Genomic DNA, 25,225 nt, shown 5'->3' on the forward strand with positions numbered 1-25,225 from the left:
ACGAGACATTTTGTCGACGGTTTCCGACCCTCGCCCGGATCATTTGCAGACAGGGTTAACGATCTCGATACGCCCGATGCGCGACACACCGCTGGTTTTGCCGGCTGGATCTGGATGGAGTTGTCCCCGATCATTCGACATTCTCGACGAACCGGCACGGCCGCTTCCGTGAACGCGATCTCTTCCGTCGCGTGTCCGAGGTCGTCTTGCGCCGCTGCACCCGTGAGCGCCTGGACGGCGGCGGAAGGGTTCGCAGTCGACGCGAGCCTGATCAAGGCGGATGCCAACGCTCGCCTTCCGGGGATGGCCCCTCCCGCGCCACCAGCGCCGCCGCCGGAAGGACCGGGTTGGCCTCACTGGCCTGCTTGCGCCATCCTTGTCCGGTCTTGACCGACACCCGTGGCAAGCCGACGAGGGTTCGGCATGGCGAGTCGAGCAGATACTGAACAGAACGATCGTCATCGACGACAGCCTAACGGAGCAAACATCGCTCCACAGAGTCCCAATTCGTTTCAGAGCGGATGATTTAAGGAGATATCCGTCTTTGCAATCCGGTTGCGAGCAAAATGACAGCCTAGTACCTCTGCACAGTGGTTTTGACGGATTGTCGTGCAGCAATTCGGCAGCTCTTAGGGGTACAGCGACCGGGCCTTAACTCATTCGGGAAGGCAGCCCCTGACCCGAAGTGGTCATCTGGCTGTTGCAATCCTACTCTCTAACTCCCACCTTAAAGGTGACAAACTTTCAGAAGAAGAGCGGACGAAAGTTTTTGCATAACGGCGGGGTGAACTAATGAGTCCATCGGGAGCCTTGATCGCGATCCTGCCGTGCAACGATCTTGATGCGTCGGAGCGGTTCTACAATCGGCTCGGCTTTACGCGGTCGGACGGCGAAAGGCTCGCTCCGGGAGAGCCAGACACCTATCGCATGCTGTCGAATGGGATAGGCGGATATCTGCATCTGACGGACGCGGTCGAGGGATGGCTAACGCCGGGCAGAAACCCTTTTGGGCTTTATCTCTACCTCCAGAGTGTTGACGCCGCGGCGCGCGAATTTCAGCAATCGCCCGAGGACAAGCCGTGGGGGATGTACGAATTTGCGATCTCTGACCCAGATGAGACGTTGGTCCGTGTCGGTTGGCCAACCCGTCTCCGCGCCAAAGCGTAGTAATTAGTCCGGATTGGCTCGCTCCGGACCGCCCAGCCGGGGCTGACGATGTCCGCTTACCGGGCCACACCGGAAATCATATTCGAAGGATCTAAGGGCCGCTTGCGACCCTGACCAGACCTGGTTCTCACTACCAATCTGTTCCAGAGATGCCCTCAGTTGTTGATGCTTGATGGCATCGCTGCAAACAACTCTTTCACGGACTTGGTCGAAGCTGCGGTTGCCTCCTCGTTATACACGACCGTCGTTCCTCTCTCTACGCAGGGATCATTCAGATCGTAGTGCGCGCCGCTCTTGCTGTTCAAAATCTCACCGGAATTGCCTTCTACCAGCAGGCAGTGGCGGGTAGTCTATGCCTGCGGAAACTTCACTGCGTCCTTGAAGTAAAACGCATCGAAAGCATGGTAGGCACCCGGAAATTCGGTCAATACTGCATCTGCTCCTGAGTTCTTCAGCCGCGCAACATAGGCGCGACACGGCTCGATTGAGACCCAGTCATCGTCTATGCCATGGAATAGGCGTATCGGCCTTCCCGTCACTTTACCGTCGTCGCGATAGGTGACATTACACGGAGTGTAGAGGCCGATGTGTGCGGCAAACTCTGCATTTGGTGGACCATACATCTTCCGGAACCGTTCATTGCTCGAATACACCGCGGCTACGGCACCCTTCGAGAAGCCCATTACAGCGATGCGGTTTGGGTCAATTCGCGGGTGCTGCGCCAAACTGCCAAGGGCGCGATAGGCATCGACCATCATGGCCAAACTGTCTAGCTGGGACTGATCGTTGATGGTGTTGACGATGCCGCGACCGGAGAAACTGTCGAGAAGGAAAGTTGCAATCCCAATGCCATTGAGTTCTTGCACCCATCGGTCATGAAGTGCGCTGGCTCCCCCTGAACCGTGCACAAGGATCACGGCGGGGAGCTTGTCGCTTCCCGGCTTCGGAATGCGCAATTCTCCAGCCAAGACAGCAGGCTTGCCATTCTTGTCGCCCGTCAGGAATTGCTGAGTGCTGAGCGTGATGGTCTCGACAGGCCGTATTTCGATACGCATCTGCGCATAGGCCGGGCACGGCATGCTGACAAGCAGAGCGCCCATGATGGCCCCGGCCAGCGACCTTAGGAATAAGGGCGATATGGACCGATCAGTGTTCATTTGCTCCTCCCTTTATCCGGCACCCGAGAACGCGTTTAGCTGCGGATGCCTCGTGAGTCCTCCGCAAAAAACAGGTCAATTCGATTATTGGAGTGGGAGAGCCCGCCGACGGCACTAGCGCTGCCGCTCAAAATAGGGCTTCGGCATATCCCTGTCGGGCAGCTCGATAGCGAGCCTACATCAAATACGTGGTCGGCGGAAGCGGCAGGACTGCTTTTGACCCTGGCTGTGTGAAAACGCCGTTTTTACACAGCCAAGACTCGAAGCGGACTTGTTGGTCGCATCCTGTGAAGCCCGCTTGTGCCGAATTCGATGCGTTAAGCTATGTAGGCAAAGGTGCCGAATTCAACTCGGCGAGCCACGCACGAAAATCGTTTGTGCTGTGTAGATATACGCGGGGACGTACCAGCGAGTCCGCTCCCGCTAACCGTGTGATCGCTTGCCAAACGGGCCAATCCACAATCCCAGTTCTGCGCCAGGAGTGTGATCGGCAATAAGCCATGCCGCGGCCCAGTGACTGACCTCTTCACGTGAGCTAGAGCCGGATGCCAAAGCCCGCAGTTTATCGAGAACCTCGGAACGAGCCGGAAGATCAACGTGCAAAACAACGAATTTCATTGATTTGGTACCTATGAACGCGGCCTAGAATATCCGCTCAGCAGCGCTCCTCAAGGTCCGCTTCTGGCCCTGGCTGTGTGAAAACGCTGTGCTTCTGTTAAGATTCTCCTGTGATTCTTAGGGGAATCGATGAAGCGCTTCGTTGAAGAGGCGGATCGTGGGCAATGGATGCTATTGCCCGAATGCCTCGATGATTTCATTGACGAGAGTAACCCCGTTCGCGTGATCGACGTGTTTGTCGACGCACTCGATCTGGCCGAGACTGGGTTCGACGGGGTTGAGCCAGCGGCAACGGGACGGCCCTCGTATCACCCCTCGGTTCTACATTTACGGCTACCTGAACCGAGTGCAGTCGAGCCGTCGGCTCGAACGGGAAGCCGGACGTAATGTTGAGGTCATGTGGCTGCTGGGTCGACTCGCTCCTGATCACAAGACGATCGCGGATTTCCGCAAGGACAATGGCCTGGCGCTTCGCAGGGTCTGTGCGCGCTTTGTCGAACTCTGTCGTGAGATGGGTCTTCTCGCAACGGCGAGTGTTGCCATTGATGGCAGCAAGTTCAAGGCCGTGAACAACCGGGACAAGAACTTCACGCGGGCGAAGGTGCAACGACGCCGTGATCAGCTGGAGGAGAGTGTCGCGCGTTATCTAAGCCAACTTGATACGGCGGACCGGCAGGAGCCGACGGAGGCGCTGGCGACGAAGGTGACGAGACTTAGCGAGAAGCTGACAAAGCTGAAGGAGGAAATTGGCAAGCTCGCTGTCTACGAGACACGAATGCTTGCTTCGCCCGACCAGCAAATCTCGCTGACCGATCCTGACAGCCGCTCGATGGCGACGAGCGGCCGTGGCTCCGGCGTTGTCGGCTATAACGTGCAGGTTGCCGTCGATACCGAGCATCATCTGATTGTGGCGCACGAGGTGACGAACAGCGGCTCGGATCGGGCGCAACTTGCCAGCATGGCCAAGCAGGCGAAGGCTGTTCTAAAGGCCGATGCGCTCACCGCCGTTGCCGATCGCGGTTACTTCAACAGCCCCGAGATCCTCGCCTGCCACGAGGCCGGAATCACGGTAACTCTGCCCAAGCCGCAGACGTCGGGAGCCAAATCAGATCGCCGCTTCGGCAAGCAGGACTTTGTCTATCTACCAGAGGCGGACGCCTATCGCTGTCCAGCTGGAGAGCAACTGCCATATCGCTTTACGGGCGAAGAAGACGGTAAGCGGATTAGGCGCTATTGGACCACTGCCTGCCAGAATTGTTCACTCAAATCCCAGTGCACGACGGGGCCAGAGCGGCGGATTCCGCGATGGGAGCATGAGCATCTGCTCGAAGCTGTGCAGCAGCGCCTCGATGCGAATCCACAAGCCATGCGCCTGCGCCGAGAGACAGTCGAGCATCCGTTCGGCACGATGAAGGCCCGCATGGGGGCGACGCATTTCCTGACCAAAACGCTTCCGAAAGTAGCCGCCGAAATGGCACTCTCTGTCCTGGCCTACAATCTGACACGGGTCATGAACATCATGGGGATCAAGCCGCTGATCGCGGCGATCGTAGCCTGAGAAACGCCCGCGTGCTCGTGGTCAGGACGGACACCCATAAGGCCGTTTTTACACGCCCAAGACCCATATCGGACCTTCCGGTCGGCGCGAACGATGTCCGTTCCCGGCAATCAACCGGAAGTAGCCGACGTAGAGATACAAGACGCGACGGGAATTCTAACCCTACTATTTTATTTTTGCTCTGGGAGTATCGCCTGAATGAAGGCTGGATGGATTCCGGTTATCGGGGTCCAGCACATGGCTGTGCTCGCGCCGGCCCCGGCCGTGGTTCTTCGCCTGTACGCGAAAAGCAAAGAGCCGAACGTCGAAAGACGCCAATATCCCAGGGCTGGAGGATGATCGCCGCAATTCTGGACGGCGCCGCCAGTCGCGATTGCAGCCGACGGGTTCGGGCATCTCGACCGGTGTTTTGCAATCCCGCTGGGTGCCCTGTCGTTTGGCGCGGTACGTCCTCCAGCATACCGCCGCTAGATGACCAATCCGCACGGAACGGACGGGTGTCTTAGGTCGACGCCAACGTTCCTGATGACGCGAGTGACCCAATCGAGACCGTCGGACCGAACTCGGCGTGCCGGTACGCAGAGTCTGGGAGGCACCTGGCGGGGGCCTCTGCGATTGCGACGGCTCGGCGGCGTCCGCTCATACCGGACGCAAGCAATCGTGGGATCAAGGGCCGCTCTGGAGTCAAAGCGGAGGTTCGCTATTCCGGCTTCAATTGGCTAATGATGGCAGGGCCTTCTGCTGCGTCGATTTGATAAATGGCAGTACCGGCCAAGCCTGACATGAGCGACGCCGATGGCAGTTGCCGCCCGCTGCTGCCGGAAATGGCCTGATTGAGCAGGTTTTGAGCCGGTGCGGCCGTTTGAGGCGTACCAATGCCGAAATAATAGGTTTGTCCGCCCTCGATTTGAACCTCGGCTTCGTAATCCGCGGATACAGCGTTTACACAGGTTATCCGATATCGTCCGGGCGGCTTGTCGACAGAGAAATAGAATCCCTTGGAGACCGAACCGACGGATTGACCGTCGATCTTGATTCCAGCTTCAGTCGCCAAAAGTCCCTTCTCGCGTAAGAAATACAAGCGCGCGAGCCGCGCAGCCTGCTGCTTGGACTGTGGTTCGGCCGCTGCTTTCGACCGAGGCTGGGCTTTGGTCGCGGCTTCGGAAACTGACACCCATCCACCGAACTGGGCAAAAACGAAGAGCACGAAAGCCCAAGCTACAAGTCGCCGCATCATGATCCAGATCTTCAACATTCGCCGGCACAAGATCACGAGTTGTAAATCCGTGCAATCGGAATTCCGATTGGCGCGTCCATCTGAGATCTTCTGGACGGCATATCAGATCTCCACTCGCCTTGCGGGAGTCGCCGCTGGCGTTTCGATAGCGCGCTTGTCTCGCAGCCGATACTGCGCCGGGACCGTTCGCTTCCCTCGTTGACGTCAGAGGTGACGCATCACCGGGAAAAGTCGTGCGCCGAAACGCGAAGTCTGCCGGTCTTTTCAAGGTGGCGTGGCCTCTGACGCTCTACCGCAACAAAATTTTTGTTTCTTTTTTTCAGAAGTCGTGCTAGATGATCGCCATCCCGCCTCATCGAAATGGGGCGTACGCGTCGTCACGATACGTAGAGAAGGGGAGCGGTGGACGCGGCCGCTGCGCCAGACGAGCGCAGGCGGGCGCGGACGTGAAATCGTGTGGTCCTGGCCTCCCGGTGCTGAGGTCAAGTCTGCGGATAGCGACGAGCTCGCGGGCGACAGGGGCAAGACAGCCGGTCCCTGGGGAGAGCGCGTATAAGCGTTAAAACCATCGCGCAGGGAAGGCGGGGATGTTTCGGCCGAACCTGTGGTGACTGCCGCCTGCTTTCCTTGTTGCAGGCGGGCCATGGGGGCGGCGAGCTCCCGGCCTTCCCTGCGCCCTCGTTATGTCCGGGGGCCGAGAACATGCGCAAGACTCGGGCGTGATCCGCCGCGAGAACGCGCCCTCACATGCGTCAGCTGTTTGAAAGGTGAAGCAGGGATCTGTTGTTGATCACGTCCTCTTCGACGCCAGCGCGTCGGCGACCGCAGTCCTGATGTCCGCCACCGAGAACGGCTTTGTGATCACGTCGTGGGCGATCGCTGTGAGGTTCGAGGCGCGCTCGCGCTGATGGGCAAAGCCGGTCATCAGGAGGATGGTCAGCTTCGGGAAATCACGCGCCGCCGAGAGCGCCAGCGCGATGCCGTCCATGATCGGCATCTGGATGTCGGTCAGCAAGAGGTCGAAGGCGCCGCACTCGCGCGTCAGGACCTCCAGCGCCTCGGCGCCGTCCTGCGCGGTGACGATGTCGTGACCATCCATGGCGATGGCGCGCGCCACCAGCGTCCGCATCGAGTCCTCGTCGTCCGCGATCAGAACGCGCGCCATGCCTAATGCCCTTCCATCCTGCGGCCTCGGGATCGCGCGAGACCTCGAACCTTACGCGTTGCCGGCGTTGAGGTCGCGCCGGTTGAAGAAGCGGATGTCGACATTGCGTCCCTCGGCCGGAGGTGACGCCAGCCGCGACTTGAACGCCGTGCGTTCGCCAGGCTTCAGCACCGACTGATCGAGCACCGCGTTCCAGGCGTAGATTTCCACGTCCTGGGCGTCGCGGACGCTGAACCGCAGCCGCGGCAGCTCGACCGGCTTCTTGTTGGCGCTGACGATCACACCTTCGATCACCAGCACCGGCTTGCCGTCTACAGTTTCCGTGGCGACTTTCAAGTCCTTGAATGAGATGCCGCGCAGGTTCACCTCCAGGCCTGCCATCTTGTAGAATGTCGCGGTTTGCGGCATGAGCCGGACGACGTCGGCGCGCCAGACGATGAGAGCGATGACGAGCGCGCCCATGGCCGCGGTGATCGCGGGCAGGTTGAATACGGCTTTACCGGCGGTGCGAGATGAGGCAGGCCGCTTCAGAAGCCTGCGGTGCCAGGGGCGGGGGCTGTCGGTCTCCGACAGCTCAGAGCCCGCCATCTCGTCCTCGGCGTCATCAGGCCAGCCGGCCGCGAGCGGGGGACTGTCGACCTGGGGAGGGTGCTCGTCATCGTCGCCGCGCGCCAGCGCCTCCCAGTCGGTCTCGGTGGCATCGGGCAGGGGGCCGTCGCCGGCGTCGGCCATCGCCGCCAGCGGCGCCGGCGTATTCACTGCGTCCTCGGGGTGCGCCAGCCAGACTTCCTTGCAGCGGGAGCAGCGCACGGTGCGGCCGGTGGCGCCAAGGGTTGCGAGATCAATGGCGTAGGATGTTGTACAATGAGGGCAAACGATGAACATCGAGCCTGTTCTCCAGCAACGGCCGGTGCCGCCTTGTTTCCAAAAGTCCGTGCTACAAGGGCCGCACTATTGACGAACTTCGGGACACGGCCGCGCGGATGGTACAAAATGACCGTTAACGAACCGGAAACCATAACAGGCGCATCGCTGGTTTCGGCCGCGGTTCCAGCGCGGCCACGTCCGGCCCGACCCGCCTGCGAACGGAGCTGAGCCTTGGTTCGGTTCGAAAATGTCGGCTTGCGCTATGGACTAGGGCCGGAGATCCTCCGCGACCTCAGCTTCCAGGTGCCGGCCCATTCCTTCCAGTTCCTCACCGGGCCGTCGGGCGCCGGCAAGACCTCGCTGCTCAAGCTGTTGTTCCTGTCGCTGCGGCCGACCCGCGGGCTGGTCAATCTGTTCGGCTATGACGTCTCGCTGCTCGGCAAGGACGAGGTCGCCGACCTGCGCAAGCGGATCGGCATCGTGCTGCAGGACTTCCGGCTGCTCGATCATATGACGACCTATGAGAACGTGGCGCTGCCGTTCCGCGTCATGGGCCGCGAGGAATCGAGCTACCGCAAGGAGGTCATCGACCTCCTGAAATGGGTGGGCTTAGGGGAGCGCATGGATGCGCTGCCGCCGATCTTGTCCGGCGGCGAGAAGCAGCGCGCGGCGATCGCGCGCGCGGTGATCTCGCGGCCGCAGCTGCTGCTCGCCGACGAGCCGACTGGCAACGTCGATCCGACGCTCGGCCGCCGCCTGCTGCGCCTCTTCATCGAACTCAACCGTTCGGGGACCGCCGTCATCATCGCAACCCACGACATCACGCTGATGGACCAGTACGAGGCCCGCCGGCTGGTGCTGCACCAGGGACGCTTGCACATCTATGAGTAGTGTGGACGAACACGGCCTTCTGGTCGATCTCGGCGAGGAGCGCCCGCAACTGCCGGCACAGGCCCGCATCGTGTCACCGATCGTGCCGCGGGCCTCGATCGCCGGCCGCGCGCTGGTCGCGGTGGTTGCGATCATGACCTTTCTCGCCTCGATCACCACGGGCACTGTGTTCCTGGTCAGCGAGTCGGCCGCGGAATGGCAGTCCGAGGTCGGAAGCGAGATCACCGTGCAGGTCCGACCCAAGCCCGGGCGCGATCTCGAGCGCGACACCGCGGCCGTGGCCGAGGCGATGCGGGCGCAGCCCGGCATCGTCGAGACCAAGCCGTTTACCAAGGACGAGTCCTCCAAGTTGCTGGAGCCGTGGCTCGGCAGCGGGCTGTCGTTCGATGATTTGCCGGTGCCGCGCGTGATCGTCGCCCGCGTTCAGCCAGGCACCGGCTTCGATCTCACCGCCTTGCGCAACCGGGTGACGCAGGTGGCGCCGAATGCCAGTGTCGACGACCACCGCGCCTGGATCGAGCGGATGCGCTCGATGACGGGCGCCACGCTGTTCGCAGGGGTCGGCATCCTGGCGCTGGTGATCATCGCGACCATCATCTCCGTGTCGTTCGCGACCCGCGGCGCAATGGCGGCGAACCGGCCGATCGTCGAGGTCCTGCACTTCGTCGGCGCCGGCGATCGCTACATCGCCAACCATTTCCTGCGGCATTTCCTGCAGCTCGGACTCGAGGGCGGCGTCATCGGCGGCGGCATCGCAATGCTCGGTTTCGGCTTCTCCGAGTCGATCGCCAACTGGTTCTCCGGCACGCCGGTCGGCGACCAGTTCGCGGCGCTGCTCGGCACCTTCTCGCTGCGGCCCGCCGGCTATCTCGTCATCGCCGTGCAGGCGGTCGTGATCGCCGCGGTGACCGGCTGGGCTGCGCGCCGCACCTTGTTCGCAACGCTTGAGAGTATCGACTAAGGATCATTCGCCCTCATGGCGTCAGAGGTCGACGATACGCCGCCGAGAACGCCGCTGCACGTCGCGGTCGGCCGCGTCTGCGCGGGTCTCGTCGCGATCACGGCGGTGGGCTTCTTCGCCGCGGCAGTGGGCTTCATCGGCTTCCTGTCGCAGCTGCGTGGCGCCGAGATCAAGCCGGAGCGGCCGGCCGACGGCATCGTGGTCCTGACCGGCGGCTCCTCGCGCGTCTCCGATGCCATGGACCTGCTCGCCGCCGGCTATGGCAAGCGGCTCTTGATATCGGGCGTGCATCCGACCAACGACGCCAGCGACATCTCGCGCTCGGTCCCTGACAGCAAGCCGCTGATCAATTGCTGCGTCGATCTCGACTACTCCGCCATCAACACCCGCAGCAATGCCGCGCAGACCCGGCGCTGGGCGCGCGAGCGCGGCTTCAAGTCGCTGATCGTCGTGACCTCGAACTATCACATGCCCCGCGCCATCGTGGAGCTGTCCCACGCGATGCCGGACATCGACCTCATTCCGTTTGCCGTGGTCGGCGAAAAATGGCGCGACGAGCCGTGGTGGACCAGCGGAGCGACCGTCCGGCTGTTGCTGTCCGAATATGTCAAGTTCGTCGCTGCCGAGCTTCGGGTTCGTCTCGCCCGTCTCGGCCTCGACCTTGCGCCGGAGAGCGAGCCGCCGGGGGGCCAGCTTCCCCGCCGTCCGGCGACCGCGCTGGCCAACTGAACAGGTTTCTCGATGGTTTTAATCTTCCTGCGTTCGCTGCTGTTCAACCTGCTGTTCTATCCGAACTTTGTCTTCTGGGCGATCGTCGCGCTGCCGACATTGGCAATGCCGCGCAAGGCGCTGCTGCGCGTCGCCAACTGGTGGGCCCAGAGCAACATCGTGATGATGCGCGTCATCTGCAACATCAAGGTCGAATATCGCGGTGCCGAGAAGATCCCGAAAGGGCCTTTGATCGTCGCCGCCAAGCACCAGTCGATGTGGGAGACCATCTCGCTGCTGCACTTCTTCGATGCACCGTTCTTCGTGTTGAAGCGCGAGCTGTTGCGTATCCCGATCTTCGGTCAGTATCTGATGAAGGCCGACATGGTTGCGATCGATCGCTCCTCAGGCAGGCAGGCATTGATGAAGATCGCCAAGCGGGCCAGCGAGGAGGTGCGCCGCGGGCGGCAGTTCGTGATCTTCCCGGAAGGCACGCGGCGCCCGCCTGGCGCGCCACCTGACTACAAAGCCGGTGTCGGCCTGATCTATGCCGATTGCGGCGTGCCATGCCTGCCGGTTGCGCTCAATTCCGGCCTGTTCTGGCCGCGCCGCACCTTCATGCGCTATCCCGGTACGCTGGTGGTCGAGTTTCTCGATCCGCTGCCGCCGGGCCTGCCGCGCGATGAGTTTCTCAAGCGCATCCAGAGCGTCATCGAGGAGGCGACCGGCCGGCTGGTTGCCGCCGGCCAGGCCGAGCAGGCGCGATTGTTCGGCCGTATGCCACAGGCAGCTAAAGCGTAGTCGTCTTTGGTGTGGCGGGATGCAGCGAATGTCCATCATCATGCAGCATCATCGCCAGCCGATGCAGCTGCGGATCGCGAAAACCCTGCGCCTCGATCGCCTTGACGGTCGAGGTGACGTAGTCGCGGTTGGCGCCGGACTGGCCGTGGCCCTGCCGAACATGGCTGAGCTGCTCGTGCAGCGAGAGCCGGCCGGCATATTGCACGTGGCCGCGATCGACGACATAAGTCAGCGCGCTGACGCGCTGCCTGGCATCGTTCTCCAGCCAGACCGAGCGCATCACCTCGCGGTAGACCGAGGTGACCTGCTCGCGGGCCCGCAAGTAGGCGATCGTCTCCTCCCGCGTCCGCTCCGGGACACGGAACGCGATGCCGCGACAGGCGCCGCCACGATCGAGTCCCAGCACGAGACCCGGCTTCTCCGGCGTTCCACGATGCACGAAGGAGTACACGCAGAGCGCGCGATGCTCGCCGATCAGCCGCGCCGGAACCTGCTCGATGAAATCGAAGCCGGGACGCCACATCAGGGAGCCATAGCCAAACACCCAGAGGTCGCCCTTGGGGAACACGGTATCAGAGACGGTCATTGCCGACATGCCGATGGAGGCCTATCTGGTGGGTCGATTGATATTTGTTAACGCAAATACACAACCCGTGATCGCGTAATTGCCAAAATTGCTGCTCAAAGGCTCCCCGCATGTCCGATATGATGCCTGCGCCGCGCCGGCGCCCGCTGTGGGGGCTTTTCATCGCTCCCGTCCTGCTCCTGATCGCAGCGGTCGCCTGGAGCGTATTCTGGTTTTTTGCTGCTTCGCAGGTCGATGTCCAGGCCGATGCGTGGCGTGCGCGCGAGGCGAAGTCCGGGCGCGTCTATGATTGCGGCCGCCGCTCGGTGGCCGGCTTCCCGTTCCGACTCGAGGTCCGCTGCGACAATCCGAGCGTATCGCTGTTCTCGCAGGCGGCCGGCACGGCTTTGATGAATGCCAAGCTCGGCCAGATCATGGTCGTTGCGCAGGTCTATGATCCCAAGCGCCTGATCGCGCTGTTCGCGGGACCTGCGACGATTTCGAATGGTGGCGATCCATCGTCCTCCTTCGCCGTGAACTGGCGCCTCGGCGAAGCCAGCGTCTATGGCCTGCCGTCGGTGCCGCAGCGTGGCGCCCTGGTTTTTGACGCGCCCACGATCAGCCGCAACGATGGCGCCGCACAGACCGCGGTCGCGCGCGCTGATCATGTTGAACTGCATGGGCGATTGGTCGATGGCACGCCAGCCGACCATCCGGTGATCGAGACCGACCTGCAGGTCAATGGCGGCAGCATTCTCGGTGCGCATCCGATGCTGGCGGAGCCGTTCAATGCCGACGTCGACGCGCGCGTCAGTGGTCTGAAGGATTTTGCGCCAAAGCCCTGGCCGCAGCGGTTTCGCGAGCTTCAGGCGGCCGGCGGTCATGTGGAGATCGTGCGGTCGCGCATTCAGCAGGGCGAGCTGATCGCGGTGGCTACCGGCACGCTCGGCCTCACCGCCAATGGCAATATCGACGGCGAGCTGCAGATGACGGTCACCGGCTTCGAGAAGGTGATCCCCGCGCTCGGCATCGACAAGATGCTGGAGCAGGGCGTGCCGCAATCGACGCTCGACCGCGTTGCGCCGGGCGTGAAGTCGCAGGACCTCAACAACCTGTTCGGCGCGCTCGACCGTGCCATTCCCGGGCTCGGCAAGGTGGTCAAGCAGAATGCCAATGTCGGCGTTGCCGCCACCATCAACGCGCTCGGCAAGGAAGCCACGCTGGAAGGACGCAAGGCCCGCACCTTCCCCTTGCGCTTCTCCGACGGCGCGGTGCTGGTCGGGCCGCTGAAGGTCGCGCAGATCCCGCCTCTATTCTGAGCGCGGCTGCCATCGCTAAGGCGTCTTGAGCTGCGGGTGCGGCCGGCCGAAATCCGGCGCGGCCGAGTCCTGGCCGACCTCGACGATGCCGCGACGAATCGCCCGCGTCCTTGTGAAATGGTCGAACAGGGCTTCGCCGTCGCCGCGCCGGATCGCGCGGGTGAGCTTCGACAGGTCCTCGTTGAAGGTGCCGAGCATCTCCAGCACGGCTTCCTTGTTGCTGAGGAAAATGTCGCGCCACATCGTCGGGTCGGAGGCGGCGATGCGGGTGAAGTCGCGGAAGCCGCCGGCGGAGAACTTGATCACCTCGGACTCGGTGACCTGCGCCAGCTCATCGGCAGTGCCGACGATCGTATAAGCGATCAGGTGCGGCAGATGGCTGGTGATGGCGAGCACCAGGTCGTGATGATCCGGCGTCATGATCTCGACCTTCGCGCCCATCGCGGCCCAGAACGCGCGCAGCTTCTCGATCGCCGCGGCATCGGTGCCGTCGGGCGGCGTCAGGATGCACCAACGGTTGATGAAGAGCTCGGCAAAACCCGAATCCGGACCCGAATTCTCGGTGCCGGCGACCGGATGCGCCGGCACGAAGTGAACGCCATCCGGCAGATGCGGCGCCATGTCGCGGACAACAGCGCCCTTGACGGAGCCGACGTCCGAGACGATCGCGCCCGGCTTCAGGTGCGCGGCGATCTCCTGCGCGACGGGCCCGCAGGCGCCGACGGGAATGCAGAGGATGACGAGGTCGGCGTTCCTGACGGCCTCGACATTGCGCTCGACCACGCGGTCGACGAGGCCCAGTTCAGCTACGCGCGCGCGCGTTTTTTCCGAGCGTGCCGTGGTGACGATCTCGCCGGCAAGGTTGTGCACCCGGGCGGCGCGGGCGATCGAGCCGCCGATCAGGCCGAAGCCGATCAGCGCGACGCGCTCGAATGTGGGCGCTCCCGTCACTTCGGCCCCATGAAGTCGCGCAGGGCATCGACCACCAGGCGGTTGGCTTCCTCGGTGCCGATGGTCATGCGCAGCGCATGCGGCAACTTGTAGTTCTTCAGCGCGCGCAGCACGAGGCCGCGGCGGGTGAGGAACTCATCGGCTTCTTCCGCCGTCCTGCCCTTCTCGGTTGGGAAGTGAATCAGGATGAAATTGGTCACGCTCGGCGTCACCTTCAGTCCAAGCTTGCCGATCTCCTCGCTCAGCCAGTTGCGCCAGTGTTCGGTGTGCGTCTTCGACATCTGCTGATGCGCGGTGTCCTGGATCGCTGCGACCGCTGCCAGCATCGCCGGCGTCGACACGTTGAAAGGCCCGCGGATGCGGTTGACGGCATCGACGATATGCGCGGGACCGAACATCCAGCCGACGCGCAGCGCGGCGAGTCCATGGATCTTCGAAAAAGTATGAGTGACGACCGTGTTCTCGGTCGTTGCCACCAGTTCGATGCCGAGCTCGTAGTCATTGCGCGAGACGTAGTCTGAATAGGCGGCGTCCAGCACCAGCAGGACATGCGAAGGCAGACCGGCGCGCAGCCGCTTGACCTCGTCGAATGGGATGTAGGTGCCAGTCGGGTTGTTCGGGTTGGCGAGCCAGACCAGCTTGGTGCGCGGCGTGACCGCGTTCAGGATCGCATCGACATCGCAGGTGAAGTCGGTCTCGGCGGCGATCACGTTCTTGGCGCCGCAGCCCATGGTCGCGATCGGATAAACCAAAAAGCCGTGCGTGGTCGAGATCGCCTCGTCGCCCTGGCCGAGGAACGCGTGCGCCAAGAGGTTCAGGATCTCGTCGGAGCCGGCGCCGCAGATGATGCGGTCGGGATCGAGCCCGAAAGTGCGGCCGATCGCCTCGCGCAGCACCCGGGAGGTCCCTTCCGGATAGTCCTCCAGATGCGCCGCTGCGCTCTTGAACGCCTCGATCGCCTTCGGCGACGGTCCGAACGGGGTCTCGTTGGCGGACAGCTTGAACACCTTGCGGCCCGGCTCCGGCGTCGGGCTCTTGCCGGGGGTGTAGGGCGCAATATCGAGGATGCCGGGATTCGGCACAGGGCGGGACATTTCAGACTCCGGAAGGTATCAAGGGCGGGCAATCGAGCCCTAGCTCGGGACCGTATAGCGCGTTGCATGGCCGCCGACGAGGGCCGTCGAGCGCACCGAGGCGCCCGCTGCGATCAGGGCTGACTTGATCTGGTCGATCCCGGTGGGGGCCGTGATCGAGACCAGCAGCGCGGCGCTGTCGAACGCGGTGTCGGGCACCGCGACGACATCGGCGAGCGGTGACAGCGCCCGGGACACCTGCGCGTTCCAGCCGGAGACGCGGACGCTCCAGGTCTCGACCTCCGTCAGCAATGCGTCATCGGCGACGCGCGAGATCGCAAATACCGGCAGGGCGGCCGGATGATCGGCGCGCTCGAGGAACGGCATCCGCGCGATGATCTTCGGCGCACCGACCGGCTCCAGCGTGATCCACCACGGCGTGTGGCCTGCGATCGCCGACACCAGCGCCAGGTCGCCCTTGGAGCTCGCCACCGCCTCGACCGCGGCCTGGGCGCTGAAATGCGCCACATAGGGCACCAGGAAGCCGAAATGAAAGCGCGCGGAATCGCGCATCGCGGATTCGCCGACCGACACATCGGCATGCACCGAAAACGGCGCCTGCACATAGGTGAAGGTGGAGACGATCACGCGCCAGATGCTCTCGACCGTATCGAGCGGCAGGATGCCGCGATGGCGCTCGACCAGGCGCCGCATCATGTCGGCCTCGCGCGCCGGGCGAAACGCCGATCCGACCTCCTGGGTCTTCTTGACCTTGATCAGGCGGTCGATGATGTCGCCGCGCTGCATCAGCAGCCGATGCATCTGCTCGTCGATCGTGTCGATCTCCTTGCGCAGGTCGGCGAGCGATGGCGGGGCGGGAGGCGTCTGGGGCATCGGCGGAATCTCGCTAATCGTTCTCGAAAGGGGCGCTGGCCCAACGTCTCTACGAGGACATCGTGGTTCTGTCGCATCAACGAGCATGGCGCAACATCAAGTTTATCTGATGCTGATGAGGCCGAATGCTCCGGCGATGCGGCCGGACCTCGATGCGGTTAACCATGCCTCGCCTTGACGGCGACACCGAGCCGGACTAGTTTACGAAGGTTCCGTGGTCATTTGAGCCGGCCGGCTTGCAGCCACGTTAAAAAACTCGCTAAACAGGCCGGGGACAGTTTCGATCCCGGCCGAACCCAGTTCAGGCCGGGTTTTTTGTGGCCTGATTTGTCGCGCGGTTCGGGAGCCCCGGCGAGCAGCCGGGGACGAAGCAGATGACAGGCCTGACATCCAAATCGAAGGCGGCCAAATCGAAGCTCGTGTCGCCGCGGCGCACGATCCAGCCGGAAGAGCGCTCGCATGAAGTGGATCATCCGAGCTCGCAGCTTGCGATGTTCGGCCCCGATCAGCCGTTGAGACTCGATTGCGGCGTCGATCTCGCGCCATTCCAGATCGCCTATCAGACCTATGGCGAGCTCAATGCCGACAAGTCCAACGCCATTCTGGTCTGTCACGCGCTCACCGGTGATCAGCATGTCGCCAATCCTCATCCCGTCACCGGCAAGCCCGGCTGGTGGGAGACGCTGGTCGGCCCCGGCCGTCCGCTCGACCCCTCGCGCTACTTCATCATCTGCTCCAACGTAATCGGCGGCTGCATGGGCTCGACCGGGCCGGCCTCGCTCAATCCCGCGACCGGCAAGGCGTTCGGGCTGGACTTCCCGATCATCACCATTCCCGACATGGTGCGCGCGCAGGCGATGCTGATCGATAAGCTCGGCATCGACACGCTGTTTGCCGTTGTCGGCGGCTCGATGGGCGGCATGCAGGTGCTGCAATGGACCGCCGCCTATGCGCAGCGCGTGTTCTCGGCCCTGCCGATCGCCTGTGCCACGCGGCATTCGGCGCAGAACATTGCCTTTCATGAGCTCGGCCGCCAGGCCGTGATGGCCGATCCGGACTGGGATCACGGCCGCTATGCCGACAAGGGCATCCATCCGCATCGCGGGCTCGCCGTGGCGCGGATGGCCGCACACATCACCTACCTCTCGGACGCAGCGCTGCATCGCAAGTTCGGACGGCGCATGCAGGACCGCGAGTTGCCGACCTTCTCGTTCGACGCCGACTTCCAGGTCGAGAGCTATCTGCGTTATCAAGGCTCGTCCTTCGTCGAGCGCTTCGATGCCAACTCCTATCTTTATTTGACTCGTGCGATGGACTATTTCGATATCGCCGCCGATCATGACGGTGCGCTGGCGCAAGCGTTTCGCGGCACCAAGACCCGTTTCTGCGTGGTGTCCTTCACCAGCGACTGGCTGTTTCCGACAGCGGAGTCGCGGGCACTGGTGCACGCGCTCAACGCCTCCAACGCGCGGGTGTCGTTCGCCGAGATCGAGACCGACAAGGGCCATGACGCCTTCCTGCTCGATGTGCCCGAGTTCTTCGACATCGCCAGCGCATTCCTGGACTCGGCGGGCCATGCCCGCGGGCTGACCGCGCAGGGGGAGTAAGCGATGTCGATGCAGCAACAGGTTCTGCCGCTGAACGGCCTCGCGGGTGCGCAGCCACTGGCCTATCGCGCCGATCATCTTCTTATTGCGGAGATGATCGAGCGCGGCTCGCGGGTGCTCGACGTCGGCTGCGGCGATGGTGATCTCCTGCAGCTTCTCGAGAGTCGCGGCATCGACGGGCGCGGCATCGAGCTGTCGCGCGAGGGCGTCAACCGCTGCGTTGCCAAGGGGCTTGCCGTCGTGCAGGGCGACGCCGACACCGATCTCGTCAACTATCCCGACGATGCCTTCGACTATGTGATCCTGTCGCAGACTTTGCAGGCGACGCGGCAGCCCAGGGCCGTGCTGGAAAATCTGCTGCGCATCGGCCGCCGCGCCATCGTCACCTTTCCGAATTTCGGCTTCTGGCGGCTGCGCCTGCAGCTTCTGATCGGTGGCCACATGCCGCGGACCGAGAACCTGCCGTTCACCTGGTACGACACGCCGAACATCCATTTCTGCACCATCAAGGATTTCGTCCAGCTCTGCGACGAGATCCACGTCAAGATGGAGCGCGCGGTCGCGCTCGACTCCTACGCCCGCCCGCTGCGCTTCAACATGCCCTGGTGGTTCTGGAACATGTTCGGCGAGCAGGGCGTCTTTCTGCTCAGCCGGGCGGGGAAGGGGCGGTAGCGTTAGCAACAGTGAACAAGTAGCCCGCATGAGCGTAAGCGATATGCGGGGAATAGGGTCGGCCCCGCATGTCGCTCCGCTCATGCGGGCTACGCCGCTCGGTGACGCCTCGGCATTCTCCCATGTCGTCCCGGCGAACGCCGGGACCCATAATCACCGTCATTGATGCTCGAATGAGCTGGAGCTACAGCGCGGACGCAACTGCGATTACGCGGTATGGGTCCCGGCGTTCGCCGGGACGACACTTGTGCTGGAGGTGCCGCTTTGGATGAAGCAACTACCGGCGTCGGCTCCGGCCACCGACGGACGCGTGATCCGTCTCTTCACATCTCAAACAGCCCTGCACATGCACAAGCATCCTCGCGGCGCAGTTCGCGCCCGAGCTTTGCGAAAGCATCACCCTCGAATAGCAAGAGGGTGCAGGGAAGGCCGGGTACCGACTGATACCCATGGTCCGCGTGCAGCAAAAAAGCACGCGGCAGAACCACAGGTTCAGCCAAATAACCGGCCTTCCCTGCGCGATAGTTTTAACGCTTATACGTGATCTCCCCAGGGACCGGCTTTCTTGCCCCTGTCGTCCGCAATGCTCGTCATGAACATCGCGGCCTTAACGCCAGCACCGGGGCGCCAGGACCACACGATTTCGCCGTCCGCGCCGTGCCGTTCGTCCGCGTGCACAACACACGCTGCGGCACGCCGCGTCCATCGCATCCCACCCTGCGTGTCGTGACGATCGCGATACGCCCCTCTCACCGGGGCGGGACGCGCGGAAATCTGCAGCTGATTTGGCCGACGACGCAAGCGCCCCCACCTGCGACAAGCTGGCACGATGGGCAATTCGTGCATGCCCTGCATGCAAAAACTGCCCGCGGGCATTGAACCGAACGCATCGTGTGAACCTCTAACAAGCGGTCTCTCTGGATAAGTTGGATACCCGCATTTGCCATAAACGGTGAGATGGTAGGTCATGGCTCCTCCAGTGCATCGACATCCGCATGCTCCGGCGCACCCGCCTCGCGTGCGGCTCGTATTCTTCCCCGGCGAAACGACGTCCCACGGACAGACGGTCGGGACCATCTACGTCATCGGCGGCAAGGGTGAGAAATACGAAGCCGCGGGCGGCCCGACCAAGGGATTCAAGGATCGCGGTGGTCACACCGCAGAGCCCACGCCCAAGGGCCATTACACGCTCGGTCCGCGCGCCCATGTCATTGCGCCGAGCTGGCCGAAGTCGGCGATTCCCTATGGCGCCACGTTTCGGATTCACAAGGGCGAGGTCGAATACCAGGACGACAGTCATACCGGCGGCTGGCATGTCGTGACAGGACCGCATGGTGTCGTCACCCGCGCGGTGATCAATTTCAAGATGCGCGACAAGGAAAAGGTCGACATCAGGAAGGTCACCGAAGGGGTCCGCAACTCGTTCATCGATCCCGTGACGAAGACGCTTCGTTTCACTGAATGGAAGTTCAACGATTTCGGCCGCTGGGGATGGAATTTGCGGACCAAGGGCGGCGGAACGGCCTATTACATCCACACTACGCCGGAGGACGAGGCCGCGACCGATGCGCACAAGGCGTTCTTTCTGATGAACTCCCATGGCTGCATCCATCTTCGGCCCGCCGATCGGGACGACATGATGTCGCGCGGTTATCTCAAGCAGGGCGTCGAATTCGAGGTCAGGTCGTACGGAGAGAAGGGGCCGCCGTGATTGTCGCACGCATCATCGCCGCATTGCTGCTGGTGTTCGGGTCGACGGCACTGCGGGCTGCGGATTGCGGCTCTTTGGCAGCCGCTTCGCCCGATCCGTTGGCCGGGTATGCCGAAAACGAAGCCGGTGAGCTGCGCAATCAGTTGATGGGTGCGCGAGAACGCCTGGCCGACTGTCCGGATTCGGAGCCTCTCTGGTACACGGTCATCCGCGCATCCGAGCTCGGTCTTGGCGAATTCCCGCTGACGATCGCGCGGCAGGAATTCGCAAGTCCGCAAGCGCTGGCGCGGGAAGCCGCATCGCGGGCGCCGCGTTCGGCGCGCATCGCGACGGTGCTCGCCAGGCTCGATTCGAGCGTGGCGTCGGCCCGCCATGCCCTTGCGCTCGATCCGGCCTGGGGCCCGGCAGCGCTCGCACTGGCGTCCGCTCTTGCGGCCGAAGGCGCGAACGCCGAAGCCGAAAGTGTTCTCGCAGGCGCGGCCGGCATCAAGTCCGTACCAGGCGCGAACACCACAAGGGCGGCCATCCTGATTGGACTCGGCAAGCCTGACCAGGCGGCTGCACTGGCGCGGCGCGATCTGACCGCGCAGTGGCCGGATTCGCCCGAGCCGTTCCTGATGCCGATCGTCCGCCGCGAGGCCATGGCAACATTAGGTCTGGCGCTGCTTGCGGGACATCATCCGAAAGAAGCGGCAGTCCAATTGAAAGCGGCAGCCGCGCTTGGCTCCGAGCGCGCACAGGCAGCGCTGGGCAAGTTGCAGCAGGGAAACAAATAGCATCATCAGCATCGGCACCAGGGGGCCCCTGCGACAAGACCGCACGGCGGCATCGAACCGGCAGATGGTTCGAACTTCTGGTAGGATCGCGGCCCGGCTGATAGCGTGAAGAACGGACCCGGGACGTCATCGGCCCGAGCGAGTTCGTCCTCCCCGATCAAGTTGCGGTTGAGCCTCACGACTGCGCCGGACCCGCAGTCCATCGTGTGACGACGTTTGGCTCACTAAGTCGTCCACGCGAACCGCATCCCGTCGCGATCGGCCAAGCGACGTCGTGGCGCCGAGAGGAGCGAGCTTTGCTCTTGGACGTTCGTCCTTGGAAGTTCGTTCTTGGAAGTCCGCTCTTGGAAGTCGCGGGGACGGGGGGCCGGTTCGCGGGAATGAACCCTTGAAGTGCCAGCTCACCTCGGTGCGGATCGGGTCACCTGACGATCCGCTTCACGCGTTTCTTCTTTGCAGGCGTCGAGACCGGCGCCCCAGTGCTATTTTCGTCCGCTTCCCTGGCTTCCCGCAACGCCCGCAGACGCTGCATGTTTTGACGCAGCTCGATCGCGCGCCGCTCGACGTCGGCCATCGCTTGAGCGCCCTCTTCCTTGGCCAGACGCTGCCGCTCGGCGCGCGCCGCGCTTGCGGGGGATGGCTCGGCTGATTTCTTGCTGCTCATCTCTTCCATACCGGAGACAGGCATTGCCCGCTCGGTCCGGAGATCGAGCGGGCAAGACAGCCATTTCAGTACATCCGTGAAATGGCCGAGCGAATTAAACCAGTGACAAGCCCTCGGCGCTGACCTTGCCGCGCATCTTGTCGGTCTTGAGTTCGTAAGAAACCTTCTGGCCCTCGGCGAGGCCGGGAAGACCGGCCCGCTCGACGGCGCTGATGTGCACAAACACATCACTTCCACCGTCGTTGGGCTGGATGAAGCCAAAGCCTTTTTGGCCGTTGAACCATTTGACAGTACCTGTCGCCATATCTCTTCTCCAAAGCGCGCACGCGCACATCTCGCGTGACGATCACGCAAGCCAAATTCAACTGTCGATGTCTTTGGAAAAAGGAGCCCGCAGGCGCAATTCAACAAGGCACAGCGGCTAATCGAACGTGATGACGGTATACCGCATGCTCGGTCTTGGCAAGGGCAGCGCGGCTTTATTGCAACTGCCGGCTCGCGCTGGTCCGCCGGAGGGGAACCCGCCGGCTCCCGAAATCGTTGTTCAGGTCCCTTTTCGGTCCCAACCCGAGCCGCTAGCCTCCGGCTCATGTAAGGCGACAGGTGCCCTTTTCGAGGAAAAGCGGCAGGACATCCGATGACCGTTAGAAACAACGCGGCTGACGCCGGAGATTTGCCGAGGGTGTCGACGGGCAGCGAGGGCCTGGACGACATCCTGGGAGGCGGCTTCGACGCCAATAGAATGTATCTCTACGAGGGCAGGCCAGGCACCGGCAAGACGACGATCGCGCTGCAATTCCTGCTCAAGGGCGTGAGCGCCGGAGAAAGCGTGCTCTATGTCTCCTTGTCGGAGACAAAGCGCGAGTTGACCGTCGTGGCGCAGCGGCACGGCTGGTCGCTCGCAGGTGTCGAGATCTTCGAGCTGGTCCCGCCCGAGACGACGCTCGATCCGGAACGCGAGCTCACCGTCTTCCATCCTGCTGAGATGGAGCTGAGCGAAACCACCAGCCTGATCTTCAAGGAGGTCGAGCGCATCAATCCGACGCGCGTGGTGCTGGACAGCCTGTCCGAGCTGCGCCTGCTCGCCCAGAGTCCGCTGCGTTACAGGCGCCAGGTTCTGGCGCTGAAGCATTTCTTCACCAACCGCAATTGCACGGTCGTGCTGCTTGACGACCTGTCTTCATCGCAGGATGACCTGCAGCTGCATTCGATTGCGCATGGCGTGGTGATGCTCGAACAGCTCGCCATCGATTATGGCGCGGAGCGGCGGCGGCTTCGCGTGATCAAGATGCGCGGCATCCAATTTCGTGGCGGCTACCACGATTTCATCATCGAAAAGGGCGGATTGCGGATATTCCCCCGCCTGATTGCGGCCGAACATCACAAGCCGTTTTCCGGCGAGTTCACGTCGAGCGGAAATGTCGAGCTCGACGAGCTCCTGGGCGGCGGCCTCGAGCGCGGTACCAACGCGCTTCTGATCGGCGCGGCCGGCGTCGGCAAATCGTCGGTCGCGTTGACCTATGCGATCGCAGCCGCCGAGCGCGGCGAGCACGCGGTTTTCTTCGCCTTCGATGAAGGCCGCGGCACGGTCGAAGCCCGCGCCCGGACGCTTGGACTGCCGCTCGAAAAACATATCTCGTCCGGACATATCCGGTTTCAGCAGATCGATCCTGCCGAGCAGTCGCCTGGCGAGTTCGCCGCCAATGTGCGCAGGAGTGTCGAAGTGGACAACGCCCGTGTCGTCATCATCGACAGTCTGAACGGTTACCTGAACGCGATGCCGGACGAGCGGTTTCTCGTTCTGCAGATGCACGAGCTGCTGACCTATCTCGCGCAGCAGGGCGTGCTGACCATCCTGGTGCTCGCGCAGCATGGGCTGGTCGGTCCGATGGATACGCCGCTCGACATCAGCTATTTGAGCGATGCGGTGCTGATGCTGCGCTACTTCGAGTTCGATGGAACGGTGCGGCGCGCCCTCTCGGTCGTCAAGAAGCGCAGTGGCAATCATGAACACACCATCCGCGAATTTCGCCTCAGCAGTGCCGGAGTCAAGCTCGGCCCGCCGCTCAAGGAGTTCAGCGGAATCTTTTCCGGCAATCCGCGTTATACCGGCACGGTGATGCCGGAAGGGTCGGCGGGATGAGTGCTGACCTGGACCATCGGGTTCTCGTGTTCGCTCCGATCGGCCGCGACGGTCCGGCGTCCGCCGAGCTGTTTCGGAGCTCGAATCTCGAGGCGATCAGTTGCCGAAGCCTTCCTGAATTGATCAGTGAGATGGCTGTCGGCGCGGGCACTGTTTTTCTTGCCGAAGAAGGCTTGTTCGGGAAGGACACGGCGCCACTGGCCCGGTGGATCGAGAGCCAGCCGCCCTGGTCCGACCTCCCGTTCGTGGTTCTCACCAGCCATCGGGAGCAGCCGGCGGTCGTGGCCTGGCGCCGCCGCATCGTCGAGCTGCTTCGTAACGTGTCGCTGCTGGAGCGGCCGGTTCAGCCGATGACGCTGACCAGCGCCGTTCAGTCGGCGATGCGAGCGCGCCGCCGGCAATATGAGATCCGGGCCTTGCTGAAAGCGCGCGAGCAGACCGCCCAGGAACTCGAGAAGCTCGTGATCGAGCGGACGCGCGCGCTCGAGGAAGCCAACAGGCAATTGCGTGTCGAGATGGACGAGCGCGCCCGCGTCCAGGAGACGCTTCGCCAGGCTCAGAAGATCGAGGCCATCGGCCAATTGACCGGCGGCGTGGCGCATGACTTCAACAATCTGCTGATGGTCATTTCCGGTGGCCTCGACATGCTGGATCGGCAGACCGATCCGAACCGCCGTCGCCGCCTGATGGATGGGATGATCCAGGCGGCGCAGCGCGGCGCCAGCCTGACCAGGCAGCTTCTCGCCTTCTCGCGCCGTCAGAAACTCCATCCGGAGCCGGTCGACGTCGCCATGCAGATCGGCGGCATGCGCGAGCTGCTCGATCGAAGCCTCAGAGGTGACGTTCACGTCGAGTTCGATTTTCCGGAGGCTCTCTGGCCGGTGGAGGTCGATCCCGGCGAGCTCGAACTGGTCATCCTCAACCTGGCCGTCAACGCCCGCGACGCAATGCCCAATGGCGGCAACATCATCGTCCGCGGCGAAAATCTGCTGGACCTGAACGACGAGCAGATCGCGGGTGACTACGTGCGCCTGTCTGTCATCGACACCGGCACGGGGATGAGCCAGGAGGTCCTGTCGCGCGTGTTCGAGCCGTTCTTCACGACCAAGGACGTCGGCAAAGGCTCGGGGCTGGGGCTCGCCCAGGTTCATGGATTCGTCACCCAGTCGCGAGGCGCTGTCCGCATCAAATCAGAGCTCGGCAAGGGAACCTGCATCGAGCTCTATTTGCCTCGCTCCCGAAACGCGCCTTCCAGGGCGCGGCATCTCATCGATTTGAACACGGTCCGGGGGCGCCCGAAGAAGAGCAATCATGGCCAGATCCTTCTGGTCGAAGATGACGACGAGGTTGCCGCACTGGTGAGCGAGATGCTCGCGCAGCTCGGCTACGAGGTCACGCGCGCCGCCAGTGCCGCGGCGGCTCTCGGCGCCTTGGCCGATGGCCGTTCCGTCGACCTGATCTTCTCCGATATCATGATGCCGGGCGGCATGAACGGCGTCGAGCTCGCGCGAGAGATCAAGCGACGACGTAGCGATCTTCCGGTGTTGCTGACCAGCGGATACTCCGAAGCCGCGGCCCACGATGCCGAGGCTGCCGGCGTTCAGATCCTGCCGAAGCCCTATCACATCGACGAGCTCGCCGCGGCGCTCAAAGCTGCGAAGTCGAACCTGCAGTTCGAATCCCAGCGCTCCGGTCTTTCCTGATCGCAGGGCAACCGCGC

General features: G+C 63.0%; 22 protein-coding genes, 2 pseudogenes and 1 riboswitch. Of the genes and pseudogenes, 14 read left to right on the top strand and 10 right to left on the bottom strand.

Annotated features, from left to right (window positions below):
- Positions 1-86: 86 nt before the first annotated feature.
- Positions 87-288 (top strand): annotated as a pseudogene (locus P6U24_RS06965) (transposase); the annotation flags it as partial.
- Positions 289-792: 504 nt separating this feature from the next.
- Positions 793-1,167, top strand: a complete 375-nt coding sequence (locus P6U24_RS06970) for a VOC family protein (RefSeq protein ID WP_407158420.1) — start codon at positions 793-795, stop codon at positions 1,165-1,167.
- A 350-nt stretch (positions 1,168-1,517) separates the two neighbouring features.
- Here P6U24_RS06970 and P6U24_RS06975 read toward each other — a convergent pair whose 3' ends face one another.
- Entirely contained in the window at positions 1,518-2,324 is an 807-nt protein-coding gene (locus P6U24_RS06975; protein WP_407158421.1) for a dienelactone hydrolase family protein, read from the bottom strand.
- A gap of 747 nt (positions 2,325-3,071) precedes the next feature.
- Here P6U24_RS06975 and P6U24_RS06980 point away from each other — a divergent pair.
- Positions 3,072-4,500, top strand: a pseudogene (locus tag P6U24_RS06980) (IS1182 family transposase).
- 700 nt (positions 4,501-5,200) lie between these two features.
- Here the strand turns inward: P6U24_RS06980 and P6U24_RS06985 are convergent.
- From P6U24_RS06985 to P6U24_RS06995, 3 genes are all read right to left on the bottom strand, one after another.
- Positions 5,201-5,755, bottom strand: coding sequence for a DUF2846 domain-containing protein (locus tag P6U24_RS06985; RefSeq protein WP_407158422.1), 555 nt, complete (start codon positions 5,753-5,755; stop codon positions 5,201-5,203).
- Positions 5,756-6,527: 772 nt separating this feature from the next.
- Positions 6,528-6,902, bottom strand: coding sequence for a response regulator (locus tag P6U24_RS06990; protein ID WP_407158423.1), 375 nt, complete (start codon positions 6,900-6,902; stop codon positions 6,528-6,530).
- Between the two features lie 51 nt (positions 6,903-6,953).
- Positions 6,954-7,787 carry an MJ0042-type zinc finger domain-containing protein gene (locus P6U24_RS06995; RefSeq protein WP_407158424.1) on the bottom strand — a complete coding sequence of 278 codons (834 nt, stop codon included), beginning with the start codon at positions 7,785-7,787 and terminating at the stop codon, positions 6,954-6,956.
- A 213-nt stretch (positions 7,788-8,000) separates the two neighbouring features.
- Here P6U24_RS06995 and ftsE point away from each other — a divergent pair, with 213 nt between their 5' ends.
- Genes ftsE through P6U24_RS07015 form a run of 4 tightly spaced genes read left to right on the top strand, consistent with a single transcriptional unit; the run spans position 8,001 to position 11,130 of the window.
- Complete coding sequence (gene ftsE / locus P6U24_RS07000; RefSeq protein ID WP_407158425.1) at positions 8,001-8,660, top strand: cell division ATP-binding protein FtsE; 660 nt, start codon at positions 8,001-8,003, stop codon at positions 8,658-8,660.
- Positions 8,653-9,621 (top strand): cell division protein FtsX, encoded by a 969-nt coding sequence (locus tag P6U24_RS07005; protein ID WP_407158426.1) that lies wholly within the window; start codon positions 8,653-8,655, stop codon positions 9,619-9,621. The genes ftsE and P6U24_RS07005 overlap by 8 nt, the downstream gene beginning before the upstream one ends.
- Before the next feature lie 15 nt (positions 9,622-9,636).
- The gene (locus P6U24_RS07010) at positions 9,637-10,350 is read left to right on the top strand and encodes a YdcF family protein (protein ID WP_407158427.1); all 714 of its coding nucleotides are present in this window, start codon (positions 9,637-9,639) and stop codon (positions 10,348-10,350) included.
- Between the two features lie 12 nt (positions 10,351-10,362).
- A complete protein-coding gene (locus P6U24_RS07015) occupies positions 10,363-11,130 on the top strand; it encodes a lysophospholipid acyltransferase family protein (protein WP_407158428.1) in 768 nt (255 codons plus the stop codon).
- On the opposite strand, the gene P6U24_RS07020 is transcribed toward P6U24_RS07015, so the two are convergent.
- On the bottom strand, positions 11,120-11,716 hold the full coding sequence (locus P6U24_RS07020; RefSeq protein ID WP_407158429.1) for a gamma-glutamylcyclotransferase: 597 nt from the start codon (positions 11,714-11,716) through the stop codon (positions 11,120-11,122). The two genes, P6U24_RS07015 and P6U24_RS07020, sit on opposite strands and share 11 nt — an antisense overlap.
- 110 nt (positions 11,717-11,826) lie before the next feature.
- On the opposite strand from P6U24_RS07020, the gene P6U24_RS07025 reads away from it, so the two are divergent.
- On the top strand, positions 11,827-13,014 hold the full coding sequence (locus P6U24_RS07025) for a DUF2125 domain-containing protein (protein WP_407158430.1): 1,188 nt from the start codon (positions 11,827-11,829) through the stop codon (positions 13,012-13,014).
- Between the two features lie 15 nt (positions 13,015-13,029).
- Here P6U24_RS07025 and P6U24_RS07030 read toward each other — a convergent pair whose 3' ends face one another.
- From P6U24_RS07030 to P6U24_RS07040, 3 genes are read right to left on the bottom strand one after another with little or no spacing between them, the layout of a single operon-like run.
- Positions 13,030-13,965, bottom strand: coding sequence for a prephenate/arogenate dehydrogenase family protein (locus P6U24_RS07030; RefSeq protein WP_407158431.1), 936 nt, complete (start codon positions 13,963-13,965; stop codon positions 13,030-13,032).
- Entirely contained in the window at positions 13,962-15,059 is a 1,098-nt protein-coding gene (hisC, locus tag P6U24_RS07035) for a histidinol-phosphate transaminase (RefSeq protein ID WP_407158432.1), read from the bottom strand. The genes P6U24_RS07030 and hisC overlap by 4 nt, the downstream gene beginning before the upstream one ends.
- Positions 15,060-15,098: 39 nt before the next feature.
- Positions 15,099-15,932 (bottom strand): chorismate mutase, encoded by an 834-nt coding sequence (locus P6U24_RS07040; RefSeq protein WP_407158433.1) that lies wholly within the window; start codon positions 15,930-15,932, stop codon positions 15,099-15,101.
- 204 nt (positions 15,933-16,136) lie between these two features.
- Positions 16,137-16,216, top strand: a riboswitch (SAM riboswitch).
- A gap of 90 nt (positions 16,217-16,306) precedes the next feature.
- On the opposite strand from P6U24_RS07040, the gene P6U24_RS07045 reads away from it, so the two are divergent.
- From P6U24_RS07045 to P6U24_RS07060, 4 genes are all read left to right on the top strand, one after another.
- Entirely contained in the window at positions 16,307-17,539 is a 1,233-nt protein-coding gene (locus tag P6U24_RS07045; protein ID WP_407158434.1) for a homoserine O-acetyltransferase, read from the top strand.
- Positions 17,540-17,542: 3 nt separating this feature from the next.
- On the top strand, positions 17,543-18,211 hold the full coding sequence (gene metW, locus P6U24_RS07050) for a methionine biosynthesis protein MetW (RefSeq protein WP_407158435.1): 669 nt from the start codon (positions 17,543-17,545) through the stop codon (positions 18,209-18,211).
- Between the two features lie 1,018 nt (positions 18,212-19,229).
- Positions 19,230-19,922 carry a L,D-transpeptidase gene (locus P6U24_RS07055; protein WP_407158436.1) on the top strand — a complete coding sequence of 231 codons (693 nt, stop codon included), beginning with the start codon at positions 19,230-19,232 and terminating at the stop codon, positions 19,920-19,922.
- Entirely contained in the window at positions 19,919-20,698 is a 780-nt protein-coding gene (locus tag P6U24_RS07060; RefSeq protein WP_407158437.1) for a hypothetical protein, read from the top strand. Before P6U24_RS07055 ends, P6U24_RS07060 begins: the two co-directional genes overlap by 4 nt.
- Before the next feature lie 421 nt (positions 20,699-21,119).
- Here the strand turns inward: P6U24_RS07060 and P6U24_RS07065 are convergent, their stop codons facing one another.
- Both P6U24_RS07065 and P6U24_RS07070 read right to left on the bottom strand, forming a co-directional pair.
- On the bottom strand, positions 21,120-21,386 hold the full coding sequence (locus P6U24_RS07065) for a transcriptional regulator (RefSeq protein ID WP_407158438.1): 267 nt from the start codon (positions 21,384-21,386) through the stop codon (positions 21,120-21,122).
- 70 nt (positions 21,387-21,456) lie between these two features.
- The gene (locus P6U24_RS07070; RefSeq protein WP_407158439.1) at positions 21,457-21,666 is read right to left on the bottom strand and encodes a cold-shock protein; all 210 of its coding nucleotides are present in this window, start codon (positions 21,664-21,666) and stop codon (positions 21,457-21,459) included.
- Between the two features lie 333 nt (positions 21,667-21,999).
- Here P6U24_RS07070 and P6U24_RS07075 point away from each other — a divergent pair, with 333 nt between their 5' ends.
- Together P6U24_RS07075 and P6U24_RS07080 are read left to right on the top strand one after the other, a co-directional pair.
- Complete coding sequence (locus P6U24_RS07075; protein ID WP_407158440.1) at positions 22,000-23,505, top strand: ATPase domain-containing protein; 1,506 nt, start codon at positions 22,000-22,002, stop codon at positions 23,503-23,505.
- Positions 23,502-25,208 (top strand): response regulator, encoded by a 1,707-nt coding sequence (locus tag P6U24_RS07080; protein ID WP_407158441.1) that lies wholly within the window; start codon positions 23,502-23,504, stop codon positions 25,206-25,208. Before P6U24_RS07075 ends, P6U24_RS07080 begins: the two co-directional genes overlap by 4 nt.
- Positions 25,209-25,225: the final 17 nt, after the last annotated feature.

Source organism: Bradyrhizobium sp. STM 3557 (assembly GCF_045571465.1).
GTDB lineage: Bacteria > Pseudomonadota > Alphaproteobacteria > Rhizobiales > Xanthobacteraceae > Bradyrhizobium.

Bases quoted from the DNA above. Each gene is read 5' to 3' on its own strand.
- P6U24_RS06970 (WP_407158420.1), top strand. From the start codon at position 793: ATGAGTCCATCGGGAGCCTTGATCGCGATCCTGCCGTGCAACGATCTT.
- P6U24_RS06975 (WP_407158421.1), bottom strand. From the start codon at position 2,324: ATGAACACTGATCGGTCCATATCGCCCTTATTCCTAAGGTCGCTGGCC.
- P6U24_RS06985 (WP_407158422.1), bottom strand. From the start codon at position 5,755: ATGTTGAAGATCTGGATCATGATGCGGCGACTTGTAGCTTGGGCTTTC.
- P6U24_RS06990 (WP_407158423.1), bottom strand. From the start codon at position 6,902: ATGGCGCGCGTTCTGATCGCGGACGACGAGGACTCGATGCGGACGCTG.
- P6U24_RS06995 (WP_407158424.1), bottom strand. From the start codon at position 7,787: ATGTTCATCGTTTGCCCTCATTGTACAACATCCTACGCCATTGATCTC.
- P6U24_RS07005 (WP_407158426.1), top strand. From the start codon at position 8,653: ATGAGTAGTGTGGACGAACACGGCCTTCTGGTCGATCTCGGCGAGGAG.
- P6U24_RS07010 (WP_407158427.1), top strand. From the start codon at position 9,637: ATGGCGTCAGAGGTCGACGATACGCCGCCGAGAACGCCGCTGCACGTC.
- P6U24_RS07015 (WP_407158428.1), top strand. From the start codon at position 10,363: ATGGTTTTAATCTTCCTGCGTTCGCTGCTGTTCAACCTGCTGTTCTAT.
- P6U24_RS07020 (WP_407158429.1), bottom strand. From the start codon at position 11,716: ATGACCGTCTCTGATACCGTGTTCCCCAAGGGCGACCTCTGGGTGTTT.
- P6U24_RS07025 (WP_407158430.1), top strand. From the start codon at position 11,827: ATGTCCGATATGATGCCTGCGCCGCGCCGGCGCCCGCTGTGGGGGCTT.
- hisC (WP_407158432.1), bottom strand. From the start codon at position 15,059: ATGTCCCGCCCTGTGCCGAATCCCGGCATCCTCGATATTGCGCCCTAC.
- P6U24_RS07040 (WP_407158433.1), bottom strand. From the start codon at position 15,932: ATGCCCCAGACGCCTCCCGCCCCGCCATCGCTCGCCGACCTGCGCAAG.
- P6U24_RS07045 (WP_407158434.1), top strand. From the start codon at position 16,307: ATGACAGGCCTGACATCCAAATCGAAGGCGGCCAAATCGAAGCTCGTG.
- metW (WP_407158435.1), top strand. From the start codon at position 17,543: ATGTCGATGCAGCAACAGGTTCTGCCGCTGAACGGCCTCGCGGGTGCG.
- P6U24_RS07065 (WP_407158438.1), bottom strand. From the start codon at position 21,386: ATGCCTGTCTCCGGTATGGAAGAGATGAGCAGCAAGAAATCAGCCGAG.
- P6U24_RS07070 (WP_407158439.1), bottom strand. From the start codon at position 21,666: ATGGCGACAGGTACTGTCAAATGGTTCAACGGCCAAAAAGGCTTTGGC.
- P6U24_RS07075 (WP_407158440.1), top strand. From the start codon at position 22,000: ATGACCGTTAGAAACAACGCGGCTGACGCCGGAGATTTGCCGAGGGTG.
- P6U24_RS07080 (WP_407158441.1), top strand. From the start codon at position 23,502: ATGAGTGCTGACCTGGACCATCGGGTTCTCGTGTTCGCTCCGATCGGC.